Source organism: Janthinobacterium sp. PSPC1-1 (genome assembly GCF_049897625.1).
Lineage (GTDB): Bacteria > Pseudomonadota > Gammaproteobacteria > Burkholderiales > Burkholderiaceae_D > Janthinobacterium > Janthinobacterium tructae.
Window position 1 is genome coordinate 111,583 of record NZ_JAFCWP010000001.1, and the last position, 22,916, is coordinate 134,498.

Annotated in this window: 25 protein-coding genes; 21 read left to right on the top strand and 4 right to left on the bottom strand. The window is 62.5% G+C overall.

Annotated features, from left to right (window positions below):
* Positions 1-594 precede the first annotated feature (594 nt).
* The 4 genes from ACP7EG_RS00510 (at position 595) to ACP7EG_RS00525 (ending at position 3,756) form a co-directional block, all read left to right on the top strand.
* Complete coding sequence (locus ACP7EG_RS00510) at positions 595-1,590, top strand: RluA family pseudouridine synthase (RefSeq protein ID WP_071075830.1); 996 nt, start codon at positions 595-597, stop codon at positions 1,588-1,590.
* Positions 1,591-1,679: 89 nt separating this feature from the next.
* Positions 1,680-2,339: an HAD-IIIA family hydrolase gene (locus ACP7EG_RS00515; RefSeq protein ID WP_426085993.1), complete on the top strand. Its 660-nt coding sequence runs from the start codon at positions 1,680-1,682 to the stop codon at positions 2,337-2,339.
* Complete coding sequence (locus ACP7EG_RS00520; RefSeq protein ID WP_426085994.1) at positions 2,336-2,713, top strand: Rieske (2Fe-2S) protein; 378 nt, start codon at positions 2,336-2,338, stop codon at positions 2,711-2,713. The genes ACP7EG_RS00515 and ACP7EG_RS00520 overlap by 4 nt, the downstream gene beginning before the upstream one ends.
* A 41-nt stretch (positions 2,714-2,754) precedes the next feature.
* Complete coding sequence (locus tag ACP7EG_RS00525) at positions 2,755-3,756, top strand: S49 family peptidase (RefSeq protein WP_426085995.1); 1,002 nt, start codon at positions 2,755-2,757, stop codon at positions 3,754-3,756.
* 378 nt (positions 3,757-4,134) lie between these two features.
* Here ACP7EG_RS00525 and ACP7EG_RS00530 read toward each other — a convergent pair whose 3' ends face one another.
* Positions 4,135-4,500, bottom strand: coding sequence for a hypothetical protein (locus ACP7EG_RS00530; RefSeq protein ID WP_426085996.1), 366 nt, complete (start codon positions 4,498-4,500; stop codon positions 4,135-4,137).
* Between the two features lie 257 nt (positions 4,501-4,757).
* Here ACP7EG_RS00530 and ACP7EG_RS00535 point away from each other — a divergent pair, with 257 nt between their 5' ends.
* The 11 genes from ACP7EG_RS00535 to ACP7EG_RS00585 all read left to right on the top strand — a co-directional run bounded on the left by ACP7EG_RS00535 (position 4,758) and on the right by ACP7EG_RS00585 (position 16,168).
* Complete coding sequence (locus tag ACP7EG_RS00535; protein ID WP_426085997.1) at positions 4,758-5,468, top strand: pseudouridine synthase; 711 nt, start codon at positions 4,758-4,760, stop codon at positions 5,466-5,468.
* Positions 5,469-5,556: 88 nt separating this feature from the next.
* Complete coding sequence (locus tag ACP7EG_RS00540) at positions 5,557-6,555, top strand: fumarylacetoacetate hydrolase family protein (protein WP_426085998.1); 999 nt, start codon at positions 5,557-5,559, stop codon at positions 6,553-6,555.
* A gap of 139 nt (positions 6,556-6,694) precedes the next feature.
* A complete protein-coding gene (gene flhB, locus ACP7EG_RS00545; protein WP_426085999.1) occupies positions 6,695-7,888 on the top strand; it encodes a flagellar biosynthesis protein FlhB in 1,194 nt (397 codons plus the stop codon).
* Positions 7,885-9,981 carry a flagellar biosynthesis protein FlhA gene (gene flhA, locus ACP7EG_RS00550; protein WP_426086000.1) on the top strand — a complete coding sequence of 699 codons (2,097 nt, stop codon included), beginning with the start codon at positions 7,885-7,887 and terminating at the stop codon, positions 9,979-9,981. Before flhB ends, flhA begins: the two co-directional genes overlap by 4 nt.
* A 361-nt stretch (positions 9,982-10,342) precedes the next feature.
* Positions 10,343-11,671, top strand: coding sequence for a flagellar biosynthesis protein FlhF (gene flhF, locus ACP7EG_RS00555; RefSeq protein WP_099762516.1), 1,329 nt, complete (start codon positions 10,343-10,345; stop codon positions 11,669-11,671).
* Positions 11,664-12,527, top strand: a complete 864-nt coding sequence (locus ACP7EG_RS00560) for a MinD/ParA family ATP-binding protein (RefSeq protein WP_426086001.1) — start codon at positions 11,664-11,666, stop codon at positions 12,525-12,527. Before flhF ends, ACP7EG_RS00560 begins: the two co-directional genes overlap by 8 nt.
* Before the next feature lie 44 nt (positions 12,528-12,571).
* Positions 12,572-13,303 (top strand): RNA polymerase sigma factor FliA, encoded by a 732-nt coding sequence (locus tag ACP7EG_RS00565; protein WP_096237506.1) that lies wholly within the window; start codon positions 12,572-12,574, stop codon positions 13,301-13,303.
* Positions 13,285-14,031 carry a flagellar motor protein gene (locus tag ACP7EG_RS00570; RefSeq protein ID WP_071075840.1) on the top strand — a complete coding sequence of 249 codons (747 nt, stop codon included), beginning with the start codon at positions 13,285-13,287 and terminating at the stop codon, positions 14,029-14,031. Before ACP7EG_RS00565 ends, ACP7EG_RS00570 begins: the two co-directional genes overlap by 19 nt.
* A gap of 5 nt (positions 14,032-14,036) precedes the next feature.
* A complete protein-coding gene (motD, locus tag ACP7EG_RS00575; protein ID WP_426087113.1) occupies positions 14,037-14,825 on the top strand; it encodes a flagellar motor protein MotD in 789 nt (262 codons plus the stop codon).
* A gap of 48 nt (positions 14,826-14,873) precedes the next feature.
* Positions 14,874-15,236 (top strand): translation initiation factor Sui1, encoded by a 363-nt coding sequence (locus ACP7EG_RS00580; RefSeq protein WP_426086002.1) that lies wholly within the window; start codon positions 14,874-14,876, stop codon positions 15,234-15,236.
* 20 nt (positions 15,237-15,256) lie between these two features.
* Complete coding sequence (locus ACP7EG_RS00585; RefSeq protein ID WP_426086003.1) at positions 15,257-16,168, top strand: hypothetical protein; 912 nt, start codon at positions 15,257-15,259, stop codon at positions 16,166-16,168.
* Positions 16,169-16,218: 50 nt separating this feature from the next.
* On the opposite strand, the gene ACP7EG_RS00590 is transcribed toward ACP7EG_RS00585, so the two are convergent.
* From ACP7EG_RS00590 to flgA, 3 genes are all read right to left on the bottom strand, one after another.
* Positions 16,219-16,686, bottom strand: a complete 468-nt coding sequence (locus ACP7EG_RS00590) for a flagella synthesis protein FlgN (RefSeq protein ID WP_096237503.1) — start codon at positions 16,684-16,686, stop codon at positions 16,219-16,221.
* An 8-nt stretch (positions 16,687-16,694) separates the two neighbouring features.
* A complete protein-coding gene (gene flgM, locus ACP7EG_RS00595; RefSeq protein WP_034754089.1) occupies positions 16,695-17,003 on the bottom strand; it encodes a flagellar biosynthesis anti-sigma factor FlgM in 309 nt (102 codons plus the stop codon).
* 110 nt (positions 17,004-17,113) lie between these two features.
* Positions 17,114-17,809 (bottom strand): flagellar basal body P-ring formation chaperone FlgA, encoded by a 696-nt coding sequence (gene flgA, locus ACP7EG_RS00600; RefSeq protein ID WP_070220163.1) that lies wholly within the window; start codon positions 17,807-17,809, stop codon positions 17,114-17,116.
* Positions 17,810-18,000: 191 nt separating this feature from the next.
* Between flgA and flgB the strand changes: the two genes are divergently transcribed.
* From flgB to flgG, 6 genes are all read left to right on the top strand, one after another.
* Positions 18,001-18,453: a flagellar basal body rod protein FlgB gene (gene flgB, locus ACP7EG_RS00605; RefSeq protein WP_071075844.1), complete on the top strand. Its 453-nt coding sequence runs from the start codon at positions 18,001-18,003 to the stop codon at positions 18,451-18,453.
* 2 nt (positions 18,454-18,455) lie between these two features.
* Positions 18,456-18,857: a flagellar basal body rod protein FlgC gene (gene flgC / locus ACP7EG_RS00610; RefSeq protein ID WP_071075845.1), complete on the top strand. Its 402-nt coding sequence runs from the start codon at positions 18,456-18,458 to the stop codon at positions 18,855-18,857.
* 15 nt (positions 18,858-18,872) lie between these two features.
* A complete protein-coding gene (locus ACP7EG_RS00615; protein WP_426086005.1) occupies positions 18,873-19,571 on the top strand; it encodes a flagellar hook assembly protein FlgD in 699 nt (232 codons plus the stop codon).
* Positions 19,572-19,625: 54 nt separating this feature from the next.
* Positions 19,626-21,173, top strand: a complete 1,548-nt coding sequence (locus ACP7EG_RS00620; RefSeq protein ID WP_426086007.1) for a flagellar hook protein FlgE — start codon at positions 19,626-19,628, stop codon at positions 21,171-21,173.
* A 106-nt stretch (positions 21,174-21,279) separates the two neighbouring features.
* Positions 21,280-22,023, top strand: coding sequence for a flagellar basal body rod protein FlgF (locus ACP7EG_RS00625; protein WP_282406778.1), 744 nt, complete (start codon positions 21,280-21,282; stop codon positions 22,021-22,023).
* 72 nt (positions 22,024-22,095) lie between these two features.
* Positions 22,096-22,878, top strand: coding sequence for a flagellar basal-body rod protein FlgG (flgG, locus tag ACP7EG_RS00630; RefSeq protein ID WP_010400781.1), 783 nt, complete (start codon positions 22,096-22,098; stop codon positions 22,876-22,878).
* Positions 22,879-22,916 lie beyond the last annotated feature (38 nt).

The following is a 22,916-nucleotide window of genomic DNA, read 5'->3' on the forward strand; positions in this document are numbered from 1 at the left end:
CCAGGCGTGCGGAGCAACAACGCGTACGAGATATGCGTTACGGCCGCAACAGGCGCGGTGAGGTCAATCGTCATGCCGAGTGCACAGGACACTTGCAACTCATCTGAAACAGCCCGGATGAGAATGAACTGCATCGGGGGCAGAGAATGCAAGTGGTCAGCAAATTCAGAGCCAAAATCGTTAGCCGGCTCATTACAGGGATCGCGATGGCGAGGCTTGGCCTCAGCCTATCATCGACAACCCTCAGTATTTGGCCACATACGGGGTTTGGCGAAAACGGCAAGCGTTATCAACTTCATCAACCCGCGAGCCCGACTCGATAAGTCGCGCTAACGGGTACTTATCCTTATAATCCCACACTCACTTCAGCATCTCCACGCGTTATCCGATTACAACTACGGTGCAACCTTGATTCGCGCAGGGATGGTGCATATACATTTTTTTCCACCGAATTTGCAATTTGGCGAGGCCGGTGGAGACGCCCCTGTGTAAAATGTGCTTTTATTCTTACACTCGCAGCAGCCAGGGCCGCAGCAAAAACAATTATATATTCAAAATGAAGGACTTAGAGAGATTTCTGGGAAGACATAGTAAATGAAGAGTCAAAAAGATGTTGTTCCCCCTTCAACACCCCCGGTTCAGCCGCAAGCCCAATTCGTAACGATCGCCGAGGAAGAAGCAGGCCAGCGTATCGACAACTACTTATTAAGAGTGTGCAAGGGAGTGCCTAAAAGCCACATCTACCGGATCTTGCGATCGGGAGAAGTGCGGGTTAATAAAGGCCGTATCGATCAGCTGTACCGTCTTGTCGCCGGCGACGTGGTGCGCATTCCACCCGTGCGCGTGGCCGAAAAGGCCCCCACGGGCGCGCCGGCCGCCGAATTCAAGATCATTTTCGAAGATGCGCAGCTGCTCGTCATCGACAAGCCGGCCGGCGTGGCCGTGCATGGCGGCTCGGGCGTCTCGTTCGGCGTGATCGAGCAATTGCGCGCCTCGCGCCCCGACGCCAAGTTCCTGGAACTGGTGCACCGCCTGGACCGCGACACGTCCGGCTTGCTGTTGCTGGCAAAGAAGCGCACGGCGTTGACGAATTTGCACGAGCAGATGCGCGACGGCCTCACGGACAAGCGCTACCTGGTACTGGTGGCCGGTGACTGGAAGAATGCGCGCCAGCATATCAAGCTGCCGCTACATAAATACACGACGGCCGAAGGCGAGCGCCGGGTGGCCGTGCAGGCCGATGGCCTGGCGTCGCACACGGTGTTTTCACTGTTGCATAAATATCACAACTTCGCCTTGCTGGAAGCGGAATTGAAGACGGGACGCACGCACCAGATCCGCGTGCATCTGTCCTCCTCCGGTTTCCCCATCGCGGGCGACGATAAATATGGCGACTTTGCCCTCAACCGTGCCCTGTTGAAAGCCGACAGCACGCGCGGCGCCCTGAAGCGCATGTTCCTGCACGCGCACCAGATCACGTTTACGCATCCGGAGACGGGCAAGACGGTGACCCTGAATGCGCCGCTGGCTGCCGAATGCGAGCGTTTCTTGGTAAGCTTGGGCAAACCCTTGGCCGTTGCCGCACGATAGCTCTCCATCGCGTGCGGGGACACTACTCACAAGGTAGTCAGTCGCCATCATTCATTCTCAAGGAGCCGGCGGCTTTGTCGTCGGGAAACATGGCAAGAAAGCAATTTGATCTGATCGTCTTCGATTGGGACGGTACCCTGATAGACAGTACCTCGACCATCGTCAAGTGCATCCAGGCGTCGGCGAAAGACCTGGGCTTGCCAATTCCCACCGAGTTGCTGGCCTCGCATGTGATCGGCCTGGGCTTGCACGAAGCCATGCAGCTGGTGATGCCCGATGTCGAGCCGAAATACCATGCGCGCATGGCGGAACGCTATCGCTATCACTATCTGTCGCGCGACCATGAGCTGACCCTGTTTCCCGGCGTGCAGGAAATGCTGCAGGAACTCTCGCAGCAAGCGTACTTTCTGGCCGTCGCCACGGGCAAGAGCCGTGTCGGCCTGAACCGTTCGCTGAATGCCGTCAAGCTGCTGTCGCTGTTCGATGCGACGCGCTGCGCCGATGAAACGTTTTCCAAGCCCCATCCGGCCATGCTGCAGGAGCTGACGCGCGAACTGGGGCAGGATATGCGCCGCACCGTGATGATCGGCGACACCAGTCATGATTTGTTGATGGCAAGCAATGCAGGTGCGGCCGGTATTGCCGTAGAGTATGGGGCGCATCCGGTGGAGCAGTTGCAGGCTTGTAATCCCCTGTATTCGGCCGCCACGGTGGCCGATCTGCATCAATGGCTGAGCGAGTACGCATGATGAGCGATGTTGTCGACGTATTCATTTGTGCCGCCGATGCGCTGGCCGATGGCGGCAAGGGCGTGCGCTTTCCCGTCTCGGCTGGTGGCGAAGCGACCACCGGCTTTGTCGTGCGCCACGGCGGCAAGGCATATGGCTACCTGAACCGCTGCGCCCACGTACCGATCGAACTGGACTGGGCCGAGGGCGAGTTTTTCGAGTCCAGCGGCTTGTACCTGATGTGTTCGACGCATGGCGCCATCTATGTGCCGGAGAGCGGCTTGTGCGCGGGCGGTCCCTGCAAGGGCGGCCGCTTGCGCCCGATTCCAGTGAGCGAGCGCGATGGCCAGCTGTACTGGCAACCCGATGAGTATGTTCAGCCGCTGCCGGCCTGATGCCGGGCACAGGCATTATTGCAATTTAAACAAAGTGAACCATGAGCGAAAACACGAATGACAAGCTGGACAGCAGCGCGCCAGCCGCCGGCCACGGCGCCCCTGCGGGGAACTGGGAGCGCGACGTGCTGGAAAAGCTGGTATTTGCCACTTTGCAAGAGCAACGCGCGCACCGCCGCTGGAGCATCTTTTTCAAGGTGTTCGGCCTGCTGATCGTGCTGTTCGCCCTGTGGGTGTTTTATGACTACAACACGGCCGACGACAGCGAGACCCTGGGCCGCCACACGGCCCTGATCGACATCAGCGGCAGTATCGAGTCCGAAGGCAGCGGCTCGGCCGCCGTCGTCATCCCCGCGCTGGACAAGGCATTTTCCGATGCCGGTTCCGTGGCCGTGGTGCTGCACATTAATAGTCCGGGCGGCAGTCCCGTGCAGGCCGGCATGATCGTCGACGAGATGCAGCGCCTGCGCAAGGGCTATCCGGACAAGCCCTTGTATGTGGTGGTCGATGAAATGTGCGCCTCGGGCGGCTATTACATCGCCGCCGCCGCCGACCGCATCTATGTCAACAAGGCCAGCGTGGTCGGCTCCATCGGCGTGCTGATGGATGGCTTCGGCTTTACGGGCGTGATGGAAAAGGTGGGCGTCGAGCGCCGGCTGCTGACGGCGGGCGAGAACAAGGGCTTCATGGACCCGTTCAGCCCCCTGACGGAAAAGCACAAGGCGTATGCGCAAGGCATGCTCAATGAAATCCACCAGCAATTCATCGACGTGGTGCGCACGGGACGGGGCAAGCGCCTGAAGGAAACGGCCGATACCTTCTCCGGCCTGTACTGGACGGGCGCGAAAGCCGTGGAAATGGGGCTGGCCGACGATTTTGGCACGGTCGACAGCGTGGCGCGCGATGTCGTCAAGGCGGAAGACATCGTCGACTACACGCAGCATGAAGGCTTGCCGGAGCGGGTGCTGAAGAAATTTGGCGCCGCCATGGGCGCAGGCGCCATGAAGGCGGCCGTGCAGCAGTCACAACCGGCGTTGCGTTGAAGGCATCACTCTTGGCTGGCAGGCAAGCCAGTCGAGAATGATTTTCAATAAGATGGTAATTTGGCTTGAAAAAGGGGCTGCTTGGGCTATAGTGAAAGCGTAGTTCTTTTCAAGGAGGGGCGATATATCAACTATGTTGTCAGTACTAACTTGATTGGCAGGTCTTGGAACTACTCGCCGCATCGCAGATGTGGTTTTGAGTGAATTTACATTCCTCACTGAAGTCCCGATGGGGCTTGGGAACGGCGGCGCAATGCCGCCGTTTCCTTTTGTGCGTCGTCCGTGCCGGGTGGGCTGGCATCGTGCAATGCGTGATCTGGTCTGGCTGGCAAGGCAGGCATGCGGGGGCAGGGCATGACAGGGCCGATGGTGGCGCGCTCAGGCGGCGCAGCCGTTACAGTGCGCGGGCAAGGGGGCCGGCGCCGCTGCTGTGTTGTTGCCGGAGTTGGCGCTGCTGTCGGGTGGCATGTCTGTCATGGCGGGCGCGCTCACCTTGTCGGCTGCCGCATCCGCGTGCGCAAAACCGCCCAGTTCCAGCCAGCACATGAAATGGCATTGCGCCTCGGCATGCCAGCGCGTCTGGCTCGCTGGGGCTGGCGGCGCGTCCGCATCCTGCGGCGCAGGGGTGTTGCGCCAGCGCGCCACGCCGAGTCTGACCTTGTGCATGGCCGCCTGTTCCGCGGCGATGCGCTGACGCATGTCGGCGATGCTGCCTTGTAAGGCGATGGTATCGGTATGCTTCATACGATGTCCTTATGAGGGGTGGCGACTGCCACAATTCCTAAAGTACATTAGGCGGATTCCTAACGAAGTTTCAGTCTATCAATGCGATATTCCGAGCGCTTGATATATCTCAAAGGAATGGGCCATTTATATCGAAATCTCACCTTGTGCATCGCCGTATCTGTGCCTGCGCAAGGCTGGTGCACGGTCCGCCGACTGGCGCAGGCGGCGCGCGCCGCCGCTTCACGCTGTCAGCCGCTTCTGGTAAAGTCACGCCCATGAGTAAATTATCCCTAGACCGCATCCTGCAATCGCAGGGTTTTGGCACCCGTAAATATTGTCGTTCCCTCATCGAAGATGGCGATGTCGTCATCGATGGCGTCACCCAGACCACTTACCGTACCACCGTCGAGACCGAAGGCCTGGTGCTGCACGTGTTTGAAGAAGAGTGGGTATACCGCGCGCACCTGTACCTGGCGCTGAACAAGCCCGCCAACTTCGAATGCTCGCGCAAGCCCAGCCATCACCCTGGCGTGTTGACCCTGCTGCCGGAACAGTTCACCTGGCGCGAAGTCCAGCCCGTCGGCCGGCTCGACCACGATACGACCGGCATGCTGCTGATGTCCGACGATGGCCCCTTTATCCATGCGCAATCGTCGCCGAAGCGTCATGTTCCCAAGATTTACCAGGCTACCACGCAAGAGCCCGTGACCGATGAACTAGTGGCGCAGCTATTGGCTGGCGTGCAATTGCACGATGAACCGGCCCCGCTGGCGGCCCTCGTCTGCATCAAACGGGGAGAGCATCAGCTGGAAATCGTGCTCGAACAAGGCAAATACCACCAGGTCAAGCGCATGCTGGCCGCCGCCGGCAACCATTGCAGCGCGCTGCACCGTTCCGCCATCGGCAGCCTGACGCTGGAATCGCTGGGCATCGCCGAAGGCGAGTGGTGCTATCTGACGCCAGAGCAGATCGCGCTGCTGGCATAAATCCCTCCTGACCGCCAAAGCCGGGAATGTCCCGGCTTTTTGGCGTCTTTGGTCCCTAATTGCCCGCATTTGACGAAGTTTCCCGTACATGAAATTAGCAACTTTGAAAGACGGCACGCGTGACGGCCAGCTGGCTGTCGTCTCGCGCGACCTGAAAACGGCCCACCTGGCCGATGGCATCGCCTCGACCTTGCAAAAGGCGCTCGACGACTGGAGTTTCATCGCGCCCCAGCTCGATTTGCTGTACCAGACCATCAATAGCGGCCGCGGCCATCGCGCCTTCGAGTTCGACCCTGCCAACTGCATGGCGCCCTTGCCGCGCAGCAGCCTGCGCGTGGCCGGCGCATCGTACCTGCAGCAGATCGAGCGGGCCTGCAAGGCCGCAGGCGTTGATGTACCCGCCAACTTGCGCGAGGCGCCGCGCCTGTATCAGGGTGCCAGCGATGATTTCCTCGGCGCTCACGACGACATCACCTTGGCGCACGAACAGTGGGGCATCGATTACGAGGCGGGTATCGCCGCCATCACGGATGACGTGGCCATGGGCTCGACGCCGGACCAGGCGCACCTGAACATCAAGCTGTTGATGCTGGTCAACGATATTACTCTGCGCAATCTGGCGCCCGAGGAGCAGGCCAGCGGCTGCGGCTTCCTGCAATCGAAGCCGGCCATGGCCTGCTCACCGGTGGCCATCACGCCCGACGAACTGGGCGACGCCTGGCGCGGCGGCAAGGTGCATTACGCGCTGCGCTGCAGCCTGAACGGAAAATTGACGGGCCAGCCCCACGCGGGCGCCGATATGGCGTTTAATTATCCGCAATTGCTTGCGCATCTGTGCCAGACGCGCAACGCGCGCGCCGGCAGCGTGGTCAGCGCGGGCGGCGTCGCCAACAAGGAGATTAAAAAGGGTTTTTCCAGCATCGTTGAGCGACGTAACCAGGAGATGATCGCCGATGGCGTCGCCAGTACGCCCTATTTGCTGTTCGGTGATGTTGTTCGACTGGAAATGCTGGGCGATGACGGCAAGTCGCTGTTTGGTGCCATCGAGCAGACCGTCAAGCAGGCAGAGGCCAGGAAGTCCCGCTAAGGTTTCTGGAGAGCAAAGGAAAAGCAGGGGATTAGCCCTCCTTTTCCCTTGATGGCGTTGCGCTAATTAAACCGATAATGCGTCATGCCCAGTCCGTATTGCGCCTAACCAGGCTGCAGGACTTCACCGGAGTTGATTGATGTCGGAAGACAGCGACGCAGAAAAGACCGAAGCCGCGTCACCGAAGCGCCTCGAGCAGGCGCGTGAGGAAGGCGACGTTCCGCGATCGCGTGAAGTGGCCACGTTTACGGTGTTGATGGCGTCCGGCTGCTGCCTGTGGTTTGCCGGCGACGCCATCGTGCGCCGGCTGACGGCGGTCATGGTCTCCGGCCTGACCCTGGACCGGGAGCAAATCCTCAATCCCGACGCGATGATGTTGCGCATCGGCTACGACGTGGGTTCCGTCTTGCTGACTTGCCTGCCGTACGCGCTGGCGATCATGCTCGTCGCCCTGGCCTCGCCCGTGCTGGTGGGGGGCTGGCTGTTCAGTTCCAAGGCATTCACCCCCAATTTTGGCAAGCTCAACCCGATTCGCGGCCTGGGCAATATGTTTTCAAAGAATGCGCTGGTGGAATTGCTCAAGGCCATCGCCAAGACGCTCGTCGTCGGCGTCGTCGCCTGGATGGTGATGCAGCACCAGAAAGACGCCGTGCTGGGCCTGTCGGTCGAATCCTTGCGCGCCGGTTCGGCCCATCTGATCAGCCTGCTGATTACGGCTTTCCTGATGATCGTGGGCGCGCTGGGCCTGATCGCCGCCATCGACGGCCCGTACCAGATGTGGCATTACGCTAACAAGATGAAAATGTCCTTGCAGGAAGTCAAGCAAGAGGCGAAAGAGTCGGACGGCAATCCGCAGATCAAGGCGAAGATACGCCAGATGCAGCATGAAATGTCGCGCCGCCGCATGATGGCCGACGTGCCGACGGCCGACGTGGTGGTGACCAATCCTACCCACTACGCGGTGGCCCTGAAGTATGGCGAGAATTCGCGCGGCGCGCCGCAGGTGGTGGCCAAGGGTATCGACGAGGTGGCGGCGAAGATCCGCGAACTGGCCGGCGAACACAAGGTCGCCATCCTGGAAGCGCCGGCCCTGGCGCGTGCGCTGTACCAGCACACGGACATCGGCGACGAGATCCCCGAGGCGCTGTATGGCGCCGTGGCCGAAGTGCTGGCGTATGTGTTCCAGCTGCGCAGCTACGGCAGTGGCCATGGCCAGCGGCCCGACAAGCCGAAAAAACTCGACGTGCCGCCCGAGCTCGATCCACTCGACCCCGCATCGCAGATCAAAGCCGCAGCAGACGCGGCAGACAAGAATAAAGGAAGTACACCATGAACGGCCTGAGATTGCCAGCCTGGCTCAGCGGAATGAGCAGCAACGCCAGCAAGGGCATCGCCGCGCCGATCATCATCATCATGCTGCTGGCGATGATGGTGCTGCCGCTGCCGGCCTTCATTCTCGACATTTTCTTCAGTTTCAACATCGCGCTGTCCATCATCGTGCTGCTGACGGCGCTGTACACGGTCAAGCCGCTCGACTTCATGGCGTTCCCGACCATTTTGCTGGTGTCGACCATGCTGCGCCTGTCGCTGAACGTGGCGTCCACGCGCGTGGTGCTGACGGAAGGCCATACGGGCGCCGACGCGGCCGGTAAAGTGATCGAAGCGTTCGGCCACTTCTTGATCGGCGGCAACTACACGGTCGGTATCGTGGTGTTCATCATTTTGACCATCATCAACTTTACCGTCGTGACCAAGGGTGCGGGCCGTATCGCCGAGGTGGGTGCCCGCTTCGCGCTGGACGCCATGCCTGGTAAACAAATGGCCATCGATGCCGACCTGAACGCCGGCCTGATCGGCGAAGACGAAGCGCGCCGCCGCCGCACGGAAGTGGCGCAGGAAGCGGAATTCTATGGCGCCATGGATGGTGCCAGCAAATACGTGCGCGGCGACGCCATCGCCGGCATCATGGTCACCGTCATCAATATCGTCGGCGGCTTGCTGGTGGGTTTGCTGCAGCACGACATGGGCTTTGCCGACGCGCTCAAGAACTACACCCTGCTGGCCATCGGTGACGGCCTGGTGGCGCAGATTCCTTCGCTGATCATTTCCACGGCAGCCGGTATCGTCGTCTCGCGCGTGGCCAGCGACCAGGACATCGGCACCCAGCTGGTGGGGCAGCTGTTTGCGAAACCCCAAGTACTGTATATTACCGCCGGCATCATCGGCGGCATGGGCCTGATTCCGGGCATGCCGAACATGGTCTTCCTGCTGCTGGCCTCCGCGCTGGCCGGCTCCGCCTATCTGATCAGCAAGAAACGCACGCAGGAAAAAGAAGCGGCCGAGAGGCCGGCCGACGTGCCGCAAGCCACCGTGGCGCCCGAGCAGGAAGAAGCTAGCTGGCAAGACATCATGCCCGTCGATACCCTGGGCCTGGAAGTGGGCTACCGCCTGATTCCCCTGGTCGACAAGACGCAGGGCGGCGAATTGCTCAAGCGCATCAAGGGCATCCGCAAGAAATTTGCCCAGGAAGTGGGCTTTCTGGCGCCGCCCGTGCATATCCGCGACAACCTGGAATTGAAACCGTCCGCCTACCGCATCACCCTCAAGGGCGTGGAAGTGGGCGTGGGCGAAGCGTTCAACGGGCAGTTCCTGGCGATTAATCCCGGCATGGCCAGCGGCACCTTGCCGGGCGTGGCCACCAGCGATCCCGCATTCGGCTTGCCCGCCACCTGGATCGACGCCAGCTTGCGTGACCAGGCGCAATCGATGGGCTACACGGTCGTCGATGCGGGCACCGTGGTGGCCACGCACTTGAACCACCTGATCACCTCGCACGCTTCCGAACTGCTGGGGCGCGCGGAAGTGCAGTCGCTGCTCGATCACCTGGGCAAGGATGCGCCGCGCCTGGTGGAAGACCTGGTGCCGAAGATGTTGTCGCTGTCGACCTTGCAAAAGGTGCTGCAGAACCTGCTGGCCGAGGGCGTGCACATCCGCGACATGCGCAGCATCATCGAAACCCTGGCCGAGCATACGGTCAATACGCAAGACCCGAACGAGCTGACGGCGCTGGTGCGCGTATCGCTGGGCCGCGCCATCGTGCAGCAACTGTTCCCCGGCGCCGCCGAATTGTCCGTGATGACCCTGGACAGCCGCCTGGAGCGCCTGCTGATGCAAGCCATGGGCAACGGCGGCGACGGCGCCGGCATCGAGCCGGGCCTGGCCGATACCATCGCCCACCAGGCAGGCCTGGCCGCGCAGCAGCAGGAGGCGCTGGGCCTGACGCCGGTGCTGCTGGTGCCGGCGCCGCTGCGCGCCTTGCTGTCGCGTTTCCTGCGCCGCGCCTTGCCGCAGCTGAAAGTGCTGTCGCATGCGGAAGTGCCGGAAACCAAGACCATCCGCGTCACCAGCCTGGTGGGCGCGCAATAGTTGACATGGTTAATGCCGGGGTCAGACCCTCAACACCACCAACACGAAGGTCATCGCCAACGTGCGAGGGGGTCTGACCCTAGATTTCGATGGGGGAGTGCGTCCCAATGGGGCGCACTCCGATCGCGAAGCGACGGGTTGCCACTTTTTTGCTTATTTTTTCATCAATTTCCTGCCGGCAAACTGAATAACGGGTACTTTCCCGTCCTGTTCCTTCGATCATTTCCTCCAAGCATCGCTAATAATGGAAACTGTCCGGGTGATCTGTGTCCATGTGGAAGACAGCACCCAAGCAACAGGAGTCGACGATGGTCACACAGTTCAGCCAATATTGCGCCACCCCCGCCCTGGGAGGCCGGTCATGAATGTGAAGAAATTTACGGGCGCCTCGTCGCGCGATGCGCTGCGCAAGGTGCGTGAAGCGCTGGGTCCCGATGCCGTGATCCTGTCGAACCGCCAGGCCGATGGCGTGGTGGAAATCCTCGCGCTGGCCAATGACGATGCCGCTTCGCTGGCGTCGCCGCCGGCCGCGTCCGAAATGTCCCAGCCCCGTCCCCAGTTGCAGACCCAGTTCGCCACGCCGCAGCGTCCGGCCGCCCCGGCCCAGCGCCCGGCTGCGCCACGTCCTGCCGCACCGCGCCAGGCTGCCGGCGAGCCAGTGGACATGGCCCGCATGCAGCAGATGATGGCCAGCGCGCTGGCGCACGTCAAAGAGAACGCCGCCGCCGAGATGAGCGGCATGATGAATGAAATCCGCGCCATGCGCGGCATGATGGAAACCCAGCTGGCGGAAATCTCGTGGGGCTCGACGCAACAGCGCGAGCCGCAAAAAGCCGTGGTGCTGCGCGAAATGCTGGCCGCCGGTTTCTCGGCCAGCCTGGCGCGCTACCTGATCGACAAGCTGCCCGCCGGCCTCGATGGCGCGCAAAGCATGCGCTGGATCAAGACTGTCCTCAGCCGTAACCTGAATACGGTCGCCAATGAAGACGCCATGCTGGAGCAGGGCGGCGTGTTTGCGCTGGTCGGCCCGACCGGTGTCGGCAAGACCACCAGCACGGCCAAGCTGGCGGCCCGCTGCGTGATGCGCCACGGCCCGGAAAAGTTGGCCCTGATCACCACGGACGCCTATCGTATCGGCGCGCACGAACAGTTGCGCATCTACGGCAAGATCCTCGGCGTGATGGTGCATTCGGTGAAGGATGAAGCGGACTTGCGCATCGCCCTGAAAGAATTGAAGAACAAGCACACGGTGCTGATCGATACGGTGGGCGTGAGCCAGCGCGACCAGATGGTGACGGAACAGGTGGCCATGCTGTCGGGCGCCGGCGCCGACGTGAAACGTTTGCTGTGCCTGAACTCCACGGCGACGCAGGAAACCTTGAACGAAGTGGTGCGCGCCTACCAGGGCAGCGGCCTGGCCGGCTGCATCATGACCAAGCTCGATGAAGCGGCCTCGATCGGCAATGTGCTCGACGTGGTGATCCGCCAGAAACTCAACCTGTTTTATGTGTCGAACGGCCAGCGCGTGCCGGAAGACCTGTACTTGGCCGACCGCGGCTACCTGATCGACCGCGCCTTCAAGCTCAAGCGCGATGCGGCGGCGACGCAGTTTTCCGATGCCGAACTGCCGCTGTTGATGGCGCAGGCGGCCGCCCGCAACAATGAAGCGCGCGGGGTGCGCCTTGGCTAATTTCGATTTCGACCAGGCCGAAGGCTTGCGCCGCATGCTGGCTGGCCCGCAGCCGCGCGTGATGACATTTTTATCAGCCACGCCGCAGGACGACAAGGGCGCCATGCTGGTCAACCTGGGCGCCTCGCTGGTCTACGGCGGCAATGACGTGCTGTTGCTCGACGCCAGCGGCGGCAGCGACGGCGTCGCCGCGCGCCTGGGACTGGCGCACGGCGCCAGCCTGCGCGACGTGGCGCGCCAGCAGTGCGCCTTGAACCAGGTCATCCACCAGGTGCCGCAAGGCTTCGGCGTGGCCAGCCTGGGCGCGCGCAACCACCTGATGGACAGCATGGACTATGCGGGCGAGGAAGAACTGCGCCGCCTGGGCAAGACCTTCGAGGTGCTGGCGCGCCAGAGCGGCATCGTGCTGGTCGATGGCATCATGGCCGACGAAGGCGATTGCTTCCCCGTGCCGCTGATGGCCTCGTCCGATATCGTGGTGCAAGTGTCGACCAGTGCCACCTCGATCAAGGCCGCGTACTGCCTGATCAAGCGCCTGAGCCAGGAGCTGGGACGCCGTCCGTTCGGCATTCTCGTCACCGGCGCTTCCGAATCCGAGGCAAAAGTGGTATACGATAATATGGCGCAGGCGGCGAGCCGCTATCTGGCCGTGAAACTGACCTCGATGGGATCGGTGCCTGCCGATGAGTATCTGCACCGCGCGGCGCGTCTGGGCCGCAGCGTGGTCGATGCCTTTCCGCTGGCGGGAGCCTCGGTGGCGTTTCGCGGACTGGCCGAGCGGCTGGCCCGTTCGGCGGCGCCGGTGCTCGGTGGCACCTTGTATCAGACGGGGAGCCCGCACCAGTTCAGCGTCTGAATCCATCATCAGCACACGATAGCAGTTAAAACAATAAGCAGCCTATGTACACGGTCAAAGGGAAATCGAACAAGGACTATTTGCTGACGGAGCACATTCCGCTGGTGAAGCGTCTGGCGCACCATATGAAGGCGAAATTGCCGCCTTCGGTCGAGGTCGATGACCTGATCCAGGCCGGCATGATCGGCCTGCTCGACGCCATCAGCCGCTATGAAGAGACGCATGGCGCGCAGTTCGAGACGTATGCCGTGCTGCGCATCCGCGGCGCCATGCTCGACGAATTGCGCACCAGCGACTGGCTGCCGCGCAGCATGCGCCAGAACATGCGCAAGATCGAAGAGGCGATGAGCATTTTGCAGCAGCGCCTGGGACACCCGCCGACGGAGTCGGAAGTGGCAAAATTGCTGAAAATGTCGCTGGTCGACTACCAGGAAATGCTGGGCGACGGCGGCGGCCACCAGTTGCTGTACTACGAAGACTTTCATGACCCGGACGGCAATGACAGCTTTCTCGACCGCCATTGCGTGGACGAGAACAGCGACCCCTTGCGGTCCCTGCTCGATACCGATTTCCGGCAATCCGTGATCGATGCCATCGACGCGCTGCCGCCACGCGAGAAAATGCTCATGGGCCTGTACTACGAAGAAGAGCTGAACCTGAAGGAGATCGGTGCGGTGATGGGCGTGTCCGAATCGCGCGTCTCGCAGCTGCATACCCAGGCCGTCGCGCGCCTGCGGGCAACCTTGAGGGAGCTGGCGTGGACTGGTCCAGCGTAATCGGGCTGGCGCTGGCGCTGGCGGGCCTCTTGGTCGGCCAGGCACTGGAAGGCGGCAAGATGGCCTCCCTGCTGCAGCCGGCCGCCTTTGCCATCGTGGTCATTGGCACCTTCGGCGCCGTGCTGCTGCAAACGCGGCTGCGCACCTTCGTGCGCGGCCTGGAAATGCTGCGCTGGGTCTTCCTGCCGCCAGCCGACACGCGTGCCGCGCTGGCGCGCGACATCGGGCAATGGAGTTTGACGGCGCGCCGCGATGGCCCGCTGGCGCTCGAACGCCTGATGGAGAACACGGCCGACCGCTTCAATGCCAAGGGCTTGCGCATGATCGTCGACGGCATCGCGCCCGACAAGCTGCGCCAGTTGCTCGACGTGGAAATCTCCGCCTACGAGATGGCCGAACGCCAGGCCGTCAAGGTGTGGGAATCGGCGGCCGGCTATTCGCCCACCATCGGCATCCTGGGCGCCGTGCTGGGCCTGATCCACGTGATGGAAAACCTCACCGACCCGAGTAAATTAGGCAGCGGCATCGCCGTGGCGTTTGTCTCGACGATTTATGGCGTGGGCCTGGCCAATCTGCTGTTCCTGCCGGTGGCAAATAAACTCAAGGCCATCGTCTCGCGCCGGGTACTGCAGTATGAAATCACGGCCGCCGTGCTGTACGACATCGCCACGGGCGACCACACGCGCATCATCGAAGAGCGCGTGGCCAGCCTGCTGCACGAGCACTGAGCATGATGCGGCGCGCGCGCAGGAAGTATGACGAGGAGCCGGACAACCAGGACCGCTGGCTGATCTCGTATGCCGACTTCATCACCTTGCTGTTCGCCTTTTTCGTCGTCATGTACGCGATTTCGCAAGTCAACGAAGGTAAATACCGCGTCTTCCAGAATGCCATCGGCCAGGCCTTCAGCCTGGAAAAGGGCGCGCCGCCCATCATCATGGAAGCGCCGCAAGCCATTGCGCTGCCGAACCCAGCCCTGAAACGCCGCACGGAAGCCATCCGCCGCGAGCGCGAACACATGACGCGCCTGGCGCAGGACCTGACGTCCACGCTGGCGCCGCTGGTCAAGGAAGGCAAGGTGCGGGTGACGCAGACGAGCCGCGGCGTGAGCGTGGAAATCAATGCCAGCGTGCTGTTCGACCCGGGCGCCGCAGGGCTGACGATGGAGTCGGACCAGGCCTTGCGCGCCGTGGCCGTGCTGCTCAAGGATGACACGCACGACGTGCAGGTGGAAGGACATACGGATGTGCAGCCGATCAGTAATTCGACCTTTGCCTCGAACTGGGAATTGTCGGCCGCGCGCGCCAGCGCCGTGGTGCGCCTGTTCATCGCCAGCGGCGTGCAAGCGTCGCGCCTGACGGCCGTGGGCCATGCCGACAACATCCCCGTGGCGCCGAACGAAACGCCGGAAGGGCGCGCGCGCAACCGCAGGGTCGCCGTGACGATTTTGTCGGGCATCCCCGAGACGGTGACGGAAGTGCCGACGCCGCCCGTCGCACCGGCACCTGCTCCCGCCAACTGAACCCGGCGCTTGGTACAATCGCGCCTTCTCCCTTTTTATCTCTCCATCATGAAAAGCAGTTCCCTGGGCGGTCTCGTGTATTCCACTGAAACGGGCCGCATGTGTCCCGCCTGCCGCCAGCCGCTGGCGCAATGCGCGTGCAAGGCGCAGGCCAAGGTGGCGCCTGCGGGCGATGGCGTGGTGCGCGTGTCGCGCCAGACCAAGGGCCGCGGCGGCAAGAGCGTCAGCGTGGTGAAAGGCCTGGCGCTGGACGCCATCGCGCTGGCCCTGCTGGGCAAGCAGCTGCGCACGCAATGCGGCTCGGGCGGCACCGTCAAGGATGGCGTGATCGAAGTGCAGGGCGACCACGTGGACACCATCGTGGCCGCGCTGGCCAAACTGGGCCACCAAGCGAAAAAAGCCGGCGGCTGATTGCCCGCGCCGCGTGCGGCATGCCGCCGCGCACCTGTGGTAACGTGCGCTTCCCATCCACGCGCATCCTCACCATGAACGTCAAATTCACCAGTATCGCCATCGCCGCTGCCATCGCGGCAGCACTGGCGTTGGCGTACTGGCCCGCACCCGACGGCGGCGCGCCGGAATCTGTGGCTATCGCTGCCGCCAGCGCACCAGCGGGGCGCAGCCTGGAATCGTATTTGCCTATCGAGGCTTCCGTCCCTGCGGCTGACGCGCCCGTTGTCGTTTCCCTGGCGCAGCGGCTCGAACGCCTGGCCGCCAGCGGCAGGCCGGAAGACGCGTATGCGGCCTACAACCTGCTCGACGACTGCATCGTCTTCCAGCGCGAGAGCCGCTTGCCGGGGCTGGAATTCGAGTTGGGACGCGAGATGACGGCGGCAGAAAAAGCCGCCCAGCAGCAGCTGTGCGCGGGCCTGACGCAGCGCCAGCGCGAGGACCGACTGGGCTACCTGGCCACTGCCGCCAAGGCGGGCGTGCCGGGCGCCGCCACCCTTTTCCTGTCGGAAGGGCCGTTCGGCGACCGCAGCGCGCTGCGCAACCGTCCCGACGATCCGCTGGTGCAGGCATGGAAGCGGCAAGCCATCGCCCAGCTGACGGCGCAGGCGGACGAAGCTGAACTCTCCAGCGTGGCTACCCTGATGATGGCCTACCTGCGCGATGGCGAGGTGGTGCAGAAAGATGCGCCGCAAGCGTATGGCTACCTGCTGGCCCTGCGCCTCGTCTACGACGACATCCTCGCTCCCGGCGCCACCAATCCGTATCAGGATGAATACTGGCACTGGCTGCAGGATGAACTGACCCCGGCGCAGCAGGCCGCCGCCGCCGCGAAGGGGCAAGCCATCGCGGCGAAATTTCGCCAGCACACGGGACGACCCGGGCACGGCTGAGCTGGCAAAGCCGCTGCGCCTTGCCGGGGGATAGGCTCTAAATAAGGGACTTAGCCGATGACGACGCGCCGGCTGGCCGTGTTCGTCGTCGGTTGGCCGCTGGGGCCGTAGAAATTGCCGCTCTGGGCCGTGGGGCGCATGGCGTTCAGGGCGCCTTGCGTGTGCAGCATGTGCTTGTTGACCAGCAGGCTGTTAAGCCGGTTCTGTTCTTTCGCTTCGCGCGTGGTGTCGAGCAGGGCTTTCCACAGGGGCGCCGCTTCGGCTTCGCTGGCGCTGATCAGCCAGTCTTCCATGCCCGCTTCGGCGGCCGTGAAACCGGCTGCCGCCAGCGCCTGGTGGCGTTGCGCCGCCAGCTGGCTCAATTGTCCGACGAGTGCCGTCTTGCGCACCGTGAGCTCCGTGATTGCATCGATGTCAGCCGCAACCAGATGCCGCTGTTCTTCTTTCATCAATGCCAGCAATGTGGTCATGAGCTGTTGCTCGTCGCGCAGGCTGGAAAACGGAGTCACTGATTGCATGAGGGAACCTATCTATTTCGTGAGTGCAGCAAGTCCTTGACTGTGTCGAGGAGACCGTCCGCCACTTTTTCAGAGTTGACCTGGAACTGGCCGTCGGCGATCGCCAGTTTGATGCGTTCGACTTTTTTCGTGTCGAACACGGCGCCGCTGCCGGCAGTTGCACTGGCCGCTAATGCCTGTCCTTGCGGCGACAGGCGTACATTGTCCGACGTCGTCGGTGTTGCCTGGGCTTTCTCGGCATTCCGGGCGCCGGAGGTATTCGCGGGCGCCACCGGCAGGCCGGGATTGCTTTTAATGGTGTTGTCGGTAATTTTCACAGCGTGATCCTCGTCTGGTCGAAGTCAAAAAACTCCGGGATATGACATCTTATCGGCATCTTATCCAGGAACTTTAGTGCGCCAGACTACAATATCGCTATCTATTCGCGTTAAAAGGCGACCTCCACCATGCCACCCGCGCGCGCCACGCCGCTGATCTGCTGGCCGCTCTGCGTGCGTACCTGCACCGTCTGGCCATCGCCGGCGCTGCCGATGGCGCGTCCTTCTGATGCCACCTGGAAACCGTTGCCACTTGAAACGACGCGCACCAGCTGGCCTTGCATGACCACCGGCTTGCGGCGCAGGGTATCGAGGCGCATCGGCGTGCCTGGTGGCAAGGAAATATTCGTGCTGGCGCCCACCACCTGGGCCATGTCGGTGGCGATGCCTGCCGGCAATGCCGCCAGGTCGCCCTGCATCGTCACCAGCTGGCTGGCGTCGATGGCTTGCCCTTGTGCCAGCGGCACGGCGCTGGCCACGTAGTCGCCCACCACGGCCACGTTGGCCTGCAAATAAATGGTCCAGTTGGAGGGTGCCGTACAGCGCACGCCCACGGTAGTCTTGCCCCAGGCGCGCGCGCCTGGCGCCATGAACGCTTGCGGCGCGGGGCAGGCGGCCAGGTTCAGGCGCGGATCGACGGCGCCGACGGTGACCGTCACCTTGCCTGGCAAGCCATTGCTTTGCACTTGCAGGAACTGTTCCACGCTGTTGCGTAGCGCTTCCGGCGTCTGCCGGCCGGCGTTTTGCGCCTGCGCCAATAGTGGCAGGGCGGCAAGAGCGAAGAAGAAAGCGAGCGGTGTTTTCATGGTGATAGGCCTCTGGAATAGTGCCATGATAGTGCGCGCAGCCCTGATCGAAGCGCCGATTAAGGGGTAAAAGTACGGTCTGATCCGGCGATGGCCTTGCCGGTGGGCGCCGTACTATGTTTCCTGTCATCACTATACCGCCATCCTTCCGCCATCTCAGGCGCCAGTGGCAGATCTTTCCGGAGCCTGACATGATAGGGAAACTCGACGATTACATGCGCTTCAACGAGACGGCGCTGAGCCTGCGCTCGACGCGCCAGGAATTGCTCGCCTCGAATATCGCGAATGCCGATACGCCCAACTACAAGGCGCGCGATGTCGATTTCGCCAGCGCGCTGAAGGGGGCGATGGCGCGCAAGGATGGCGTGCCGCCGGCCTTGAAGGGCACGGCGCCGCAGCATCTGCCGGGCAAGGGCGTGGCCGCTGCCGCAGGGAGCAGCACGGGCGGCAAGGTCGAGACCCTGGCTGACGGCACGCCGCTGCTGTACCGCGCGCCGGCCCAGGGCGCCGTCGACGGCAATACGGTGGACATGGATCTTGAACGCAACGCCTTTGCCGACAATGCCATCCGCTACGAGGCGGCCGTGACGTTCCTCAACTCGCAGATCAAGGGCATGCTGACGGCCATCCAGGGAGGACAATAATCATGTCGCTATTTAATATCTTCAACGTGTCCGGTTCGGCCATGAGCGCCCAGGCGCAGCGCCTGAACACGGTGGCCAGCAACCTGGCCAATGCCGACAGCGCCACCAGCGCCACGGGCGAAGCCTACCGCGCCAAGCAGGTGGTGTTCGAAGCCGTGCCCATGGCCAACGGCGCCACGGCCGTCAAGGTGCAGAAGGTGATCGAAGATCCGTCGCCGATGAAGCTGGTCTACGACCCGAAGAACCCGCTGGCCGACGAGAAGGGCTACGTCACCATGCCCAACGTGAATACGGTCGACGAGATGGTCAACATGCTGTCGGCTTCGCGCTCGTACCAGACCAACGTGGAAACCATGAACGCGGCCAAGTCGCTGCTCCTGAAAACCCTTACGCTCGGCCAATAGGGCTGACTGACCATTATGGCAACCATCGATACCAGCACCACCACCGTCACCGACCTGATGGCGACGATGAATCCGAAGAAGACGACGGCCGCGAAGGGCAGCGTCGAGGAAGAAACGAACAAATTCCTGACCCTGCTGGTGACCCAGCTGCAAAATCAGGATCCAATGAACCCGCTGGACAATGCGCAGCTGACGAGCCAGCTGGCCCAGCTGTCCACGGTGACGGGCGTCAACAAGCTCAATACCACGCTGGAAACGCTGAAAACCAGCTACCAGCAGGCCGAATCCATGCAGGCAGCGAATATCATCGGCCACGGCGTGCTGACGGCAGGCAAGAACGTCACCCTGAGCAAGAGCGCGGCCCTGCTGGGCGTGGACCTGGCGACGCCGGCCGACAGCGTCAAGGTCATCATCTACAACAGCGCGGGCAAGGAAGTCCATTCCATCGACCTGGGCCCGCAGGATGCGGGTACCTTGCCGCTGGGCTGGAACGGTTCCACCGCCGAGCTCGACAAGGATGGCAAGCCGATCGTGCTGGCCGACGGCGCCTATACCTTTTCGGTGGAAGCAACGCGTGGCGGCGCCAAGCTCACGGATGCGGCGGCGCTGATGTTCGGCTCGGTCGCCAGCGTGTCGACGGGCGCCGGCGGCGTGAAGTTGAATGTGCCGGGCGTGGGCAGCATCACCATGGCCGATGTGAAACAGATTTTGTAAGCCGCTCGTTTGTAGCGTAGACCCTCTACCCCTAATTTCTACCAGGAGAACACAATGTCTTTCCAACAAGGCCTGAGCGGCTTGAATGGCGCCGCCAAATCGCTGGACGTCATCGGCAACAATATCGCCAACTCGGCCACCGTGGGTTTCAAGCAATCGCAGGCGCAGTTTGCCGACATCTATGCCAATTCGCTGTATGGCGTGGGCGGCAACCAGCCCGGCATCGGCGTGGCCGTGTCGCAAGTGGCGCAGCTGTTCAACCAGGGTAACCTGGAAAGCTCGTCGAATCCGCTCGACATCGCCATCAATGGCGGCGGTTTCTTCCGCACCAGCGTGAACGGTGCCATCCAGTATTCGCGCAACGGCCAGTTCCAGGTCGACAAGAGCGGCTTCATCATCAATGCCCAGAAAGCCCAGCTGACGGGCTATCCGGCCGACGTGAACGGCAAGATCCTGGCCGGCGCCGTCGTACCGCTGCAGATCGACCCGTCCGACATGGCGCCGCAGGCGACCACCAAGGTCGATACCCAGGTCAACCTCGATTCCAACTCGGCCATGCCGACCGTGGTGCCGTTCAGCGTGGGCGAGCAAAAGTCGTGGACCAAGCAATTCCCCGTGCCCGTCTACGATTCGCTGGGCAATGCCCACACCATGTCCAATTTCTACGTCAAGACGGGCATCAATAGCTGGGATGTCTACTCGGCTACTGACGGCAAGGAAATTACCAGCGCGAAAGTGGCGGCTGCGGCGCAGACCGATGCCGCCTCGCTGGCCGCGCGCACCGCCTACCAGTCCGCCGCCACTGCCGTGCCGCTGGTGCCGGCGGCTATCACGGCTGCCGCCGTCGCCTATGGCAATGCGGCCGGCGCTGCCGTGCGCGCCGCCGCCGTGCTGGCCGGCGCCAGCACCGCCCAGTTGAATGCCATCAGCGCCACCTATGGCAGCGCCGTGCCTAACGGCATCAATTCCAGCCTGACACCGGATCAGATCGACAAGAATATCGCCTCGGTGACGGAAGTGCCCGCCGTGAGGTCGGCTGCGCTGGTGTTCAACAGCGTCGGTAGCCTGGACAAGGCCGCCATGCTGGGCCTGACGCCGCCGCAAACCCTGCCGGTGACGGTCAACCTGCCCGTCTTCCCCGCCACGGGCGCGAACGCGAACCTGGCGATCAAGGTCGACTTCACCAATTCCACCCAGCTCAGTTCATCCACCAGCGAAAAGCGCACCGTGGCCGATGGCTATGCGGCCGGCCAGCTGAGCCGTTTCGTCGTGGGTTCCGATGGCGTGATCCAGGGCCAGTACAACAATGGCCAGACGCGCGACCTGGGCCAGGTGGTATTGACCAAGTTTGCCAATCCGAATGGCCTCGAGCCGCTGGGCAACAATGCCTGGGCGGAAAGCTCGACCTCGGGCAGCCCCATGACGGGTGAGCCGAGCTCGGCCGGCCTGGGCGACTTGCGCGCCTCGGCCGTCGAAGTGTCGAACGTGGACCTGACGGCGGAGCTGGTCAACATGATCACGGCCCAGCGCGCCTACCAGGCGAATGCGCAGACCATCAAGACGCAGGATTCGGTCTTGCAAACCCTGGTGAACTTGCGCTAATGGATTGACCCCCTAGCGGCGAAAGGCCGGGGTCGGACCCTGAGGGACTTGGCGTCCCCGTCCGACCCCAGTTTTTGCCTTGGGTTGAAAGCAACAGGAGAAACACATGGACCGTCTCATCTACACCGCCGGCTCGGGCGCCAAGCACATCCTGGACAAGCAGGCGACCACGGCGAATAACCTGGCGAACGCCACCAGCACGGGTTTCCGTGCCCAGCTCGACTCGTTTCGCGCCGTGCCTGTGGTGGCCGACGGCATGATGCCGACGCGCGCCTTTGTCGTCGATTCGACGGTCGGTTCCGATTTCACGCAAGGACCCATGCAGCACACGGGCCGCGCGCTCGATGTGGCCGTGGAAAATGGCGGCTGGATCGCGGTGCAGTCGGCCGACGGTTCCGAAGCCTATACGCGCAACGGCGCCTTCAAGCTCAATGAAAACGGCATGTTGCAGACGCAATCGGGCTTGATGGTGCAGGGCGACACGGGTCCGCTGGCCATTCCGCCGGGCGTGACGGTGTCCATCGCCAGCGATGGCACGGTGGGCACGATTTCCACCGATGTGCCGCCGGGCCCGTCCACGGTGCTGGGACGCATCAAGCTGGTCAACCCGCCCGAGCAGCAACTGGTGCGCGGCGACGACGGCCTGTTCCGCCTGAAGGATGGCACGCTGGCGCAAGCCGACCAGGCCGTCAAATTGACGACGGGCGCGCTCGAAGGCAGCAATGTCAGCCCCGTCGACTCGATGGTCAGCATGATCGCCCTGGCGCGCCAGTTCGAAACACAAATGAGCTTGTTGAAGAATGCCGAGAATAACGCGGCGAAAGCCACCCAGATCCTCGCTTTGAATTGATAGAGCCGGTCGCATAATGGTCACATAGAAATAGTCTACAGGGCTGGCAAGCGCTGTTATTGGAGAAAAAACATGATTCGTTCCCTTTGGATAGCCAAGACCGGCCTGGAAGCGCAGCAGACGCAGATGGACGTGATCGCCAATAACCTGGCCAACGTCAGCACCACGGGCTTCAAGAAGTCGCGCGCCGTGTTTGAAGACTTGCTGTATCAAAATGTGCGCCAGCCGGGTGCGCAATCGTCGCAGCAAACCCAGCTGCCGTCGGGCTTGCAGATCGGCACGGGCGTGCGCACCGTGGCTACCGAACGCATCCATACCCAGGGCAATCCCCAGGCGTCGGGCAATTCGCGCGACGTGATGGTCAACGGCACCGGTTTCTTCCAGGTGCTGCTGCCCGATGGCGCCACCGCCTACACGCGCGACGGCTCCTTCCAGACGGATGCCAATGGCCAGTTGGTGACTTCCGAAGGCTTCGTCATCCAGCCCGCCATCACCGTACCGACGAATGCGCTGAGCCTGACCGTGGCGCGCGACGGCACCGTCTCCGTGACCTTGCCCAATACCGTGGCGCCGTCGCAGATCGGCTCCCTGCAGCTGACCACCTTCGTCAATCCGGCCGGCCTGGAATCGAAGGGCGAAAACCTGTACATGGAAACGGGCGCTTCCGGCGTGGCGCAAACCAACACCCCGGGCACGAATGGTGCCGGCGTGCTGATGCAGGGCTACATCGAGAGCTCGAACGTCAACGTGGCCGAGGAAATGGTCAACATGATCCAGACGCAGCGCGCCTACGAGATCAACAGCAAGGCCATCACCACATCCGATCAAATGCTGCAGAAATTGTCGCAACTTTAATTTTCATAGTCGTCATGCCATCCGCCGCCGGATGGCAG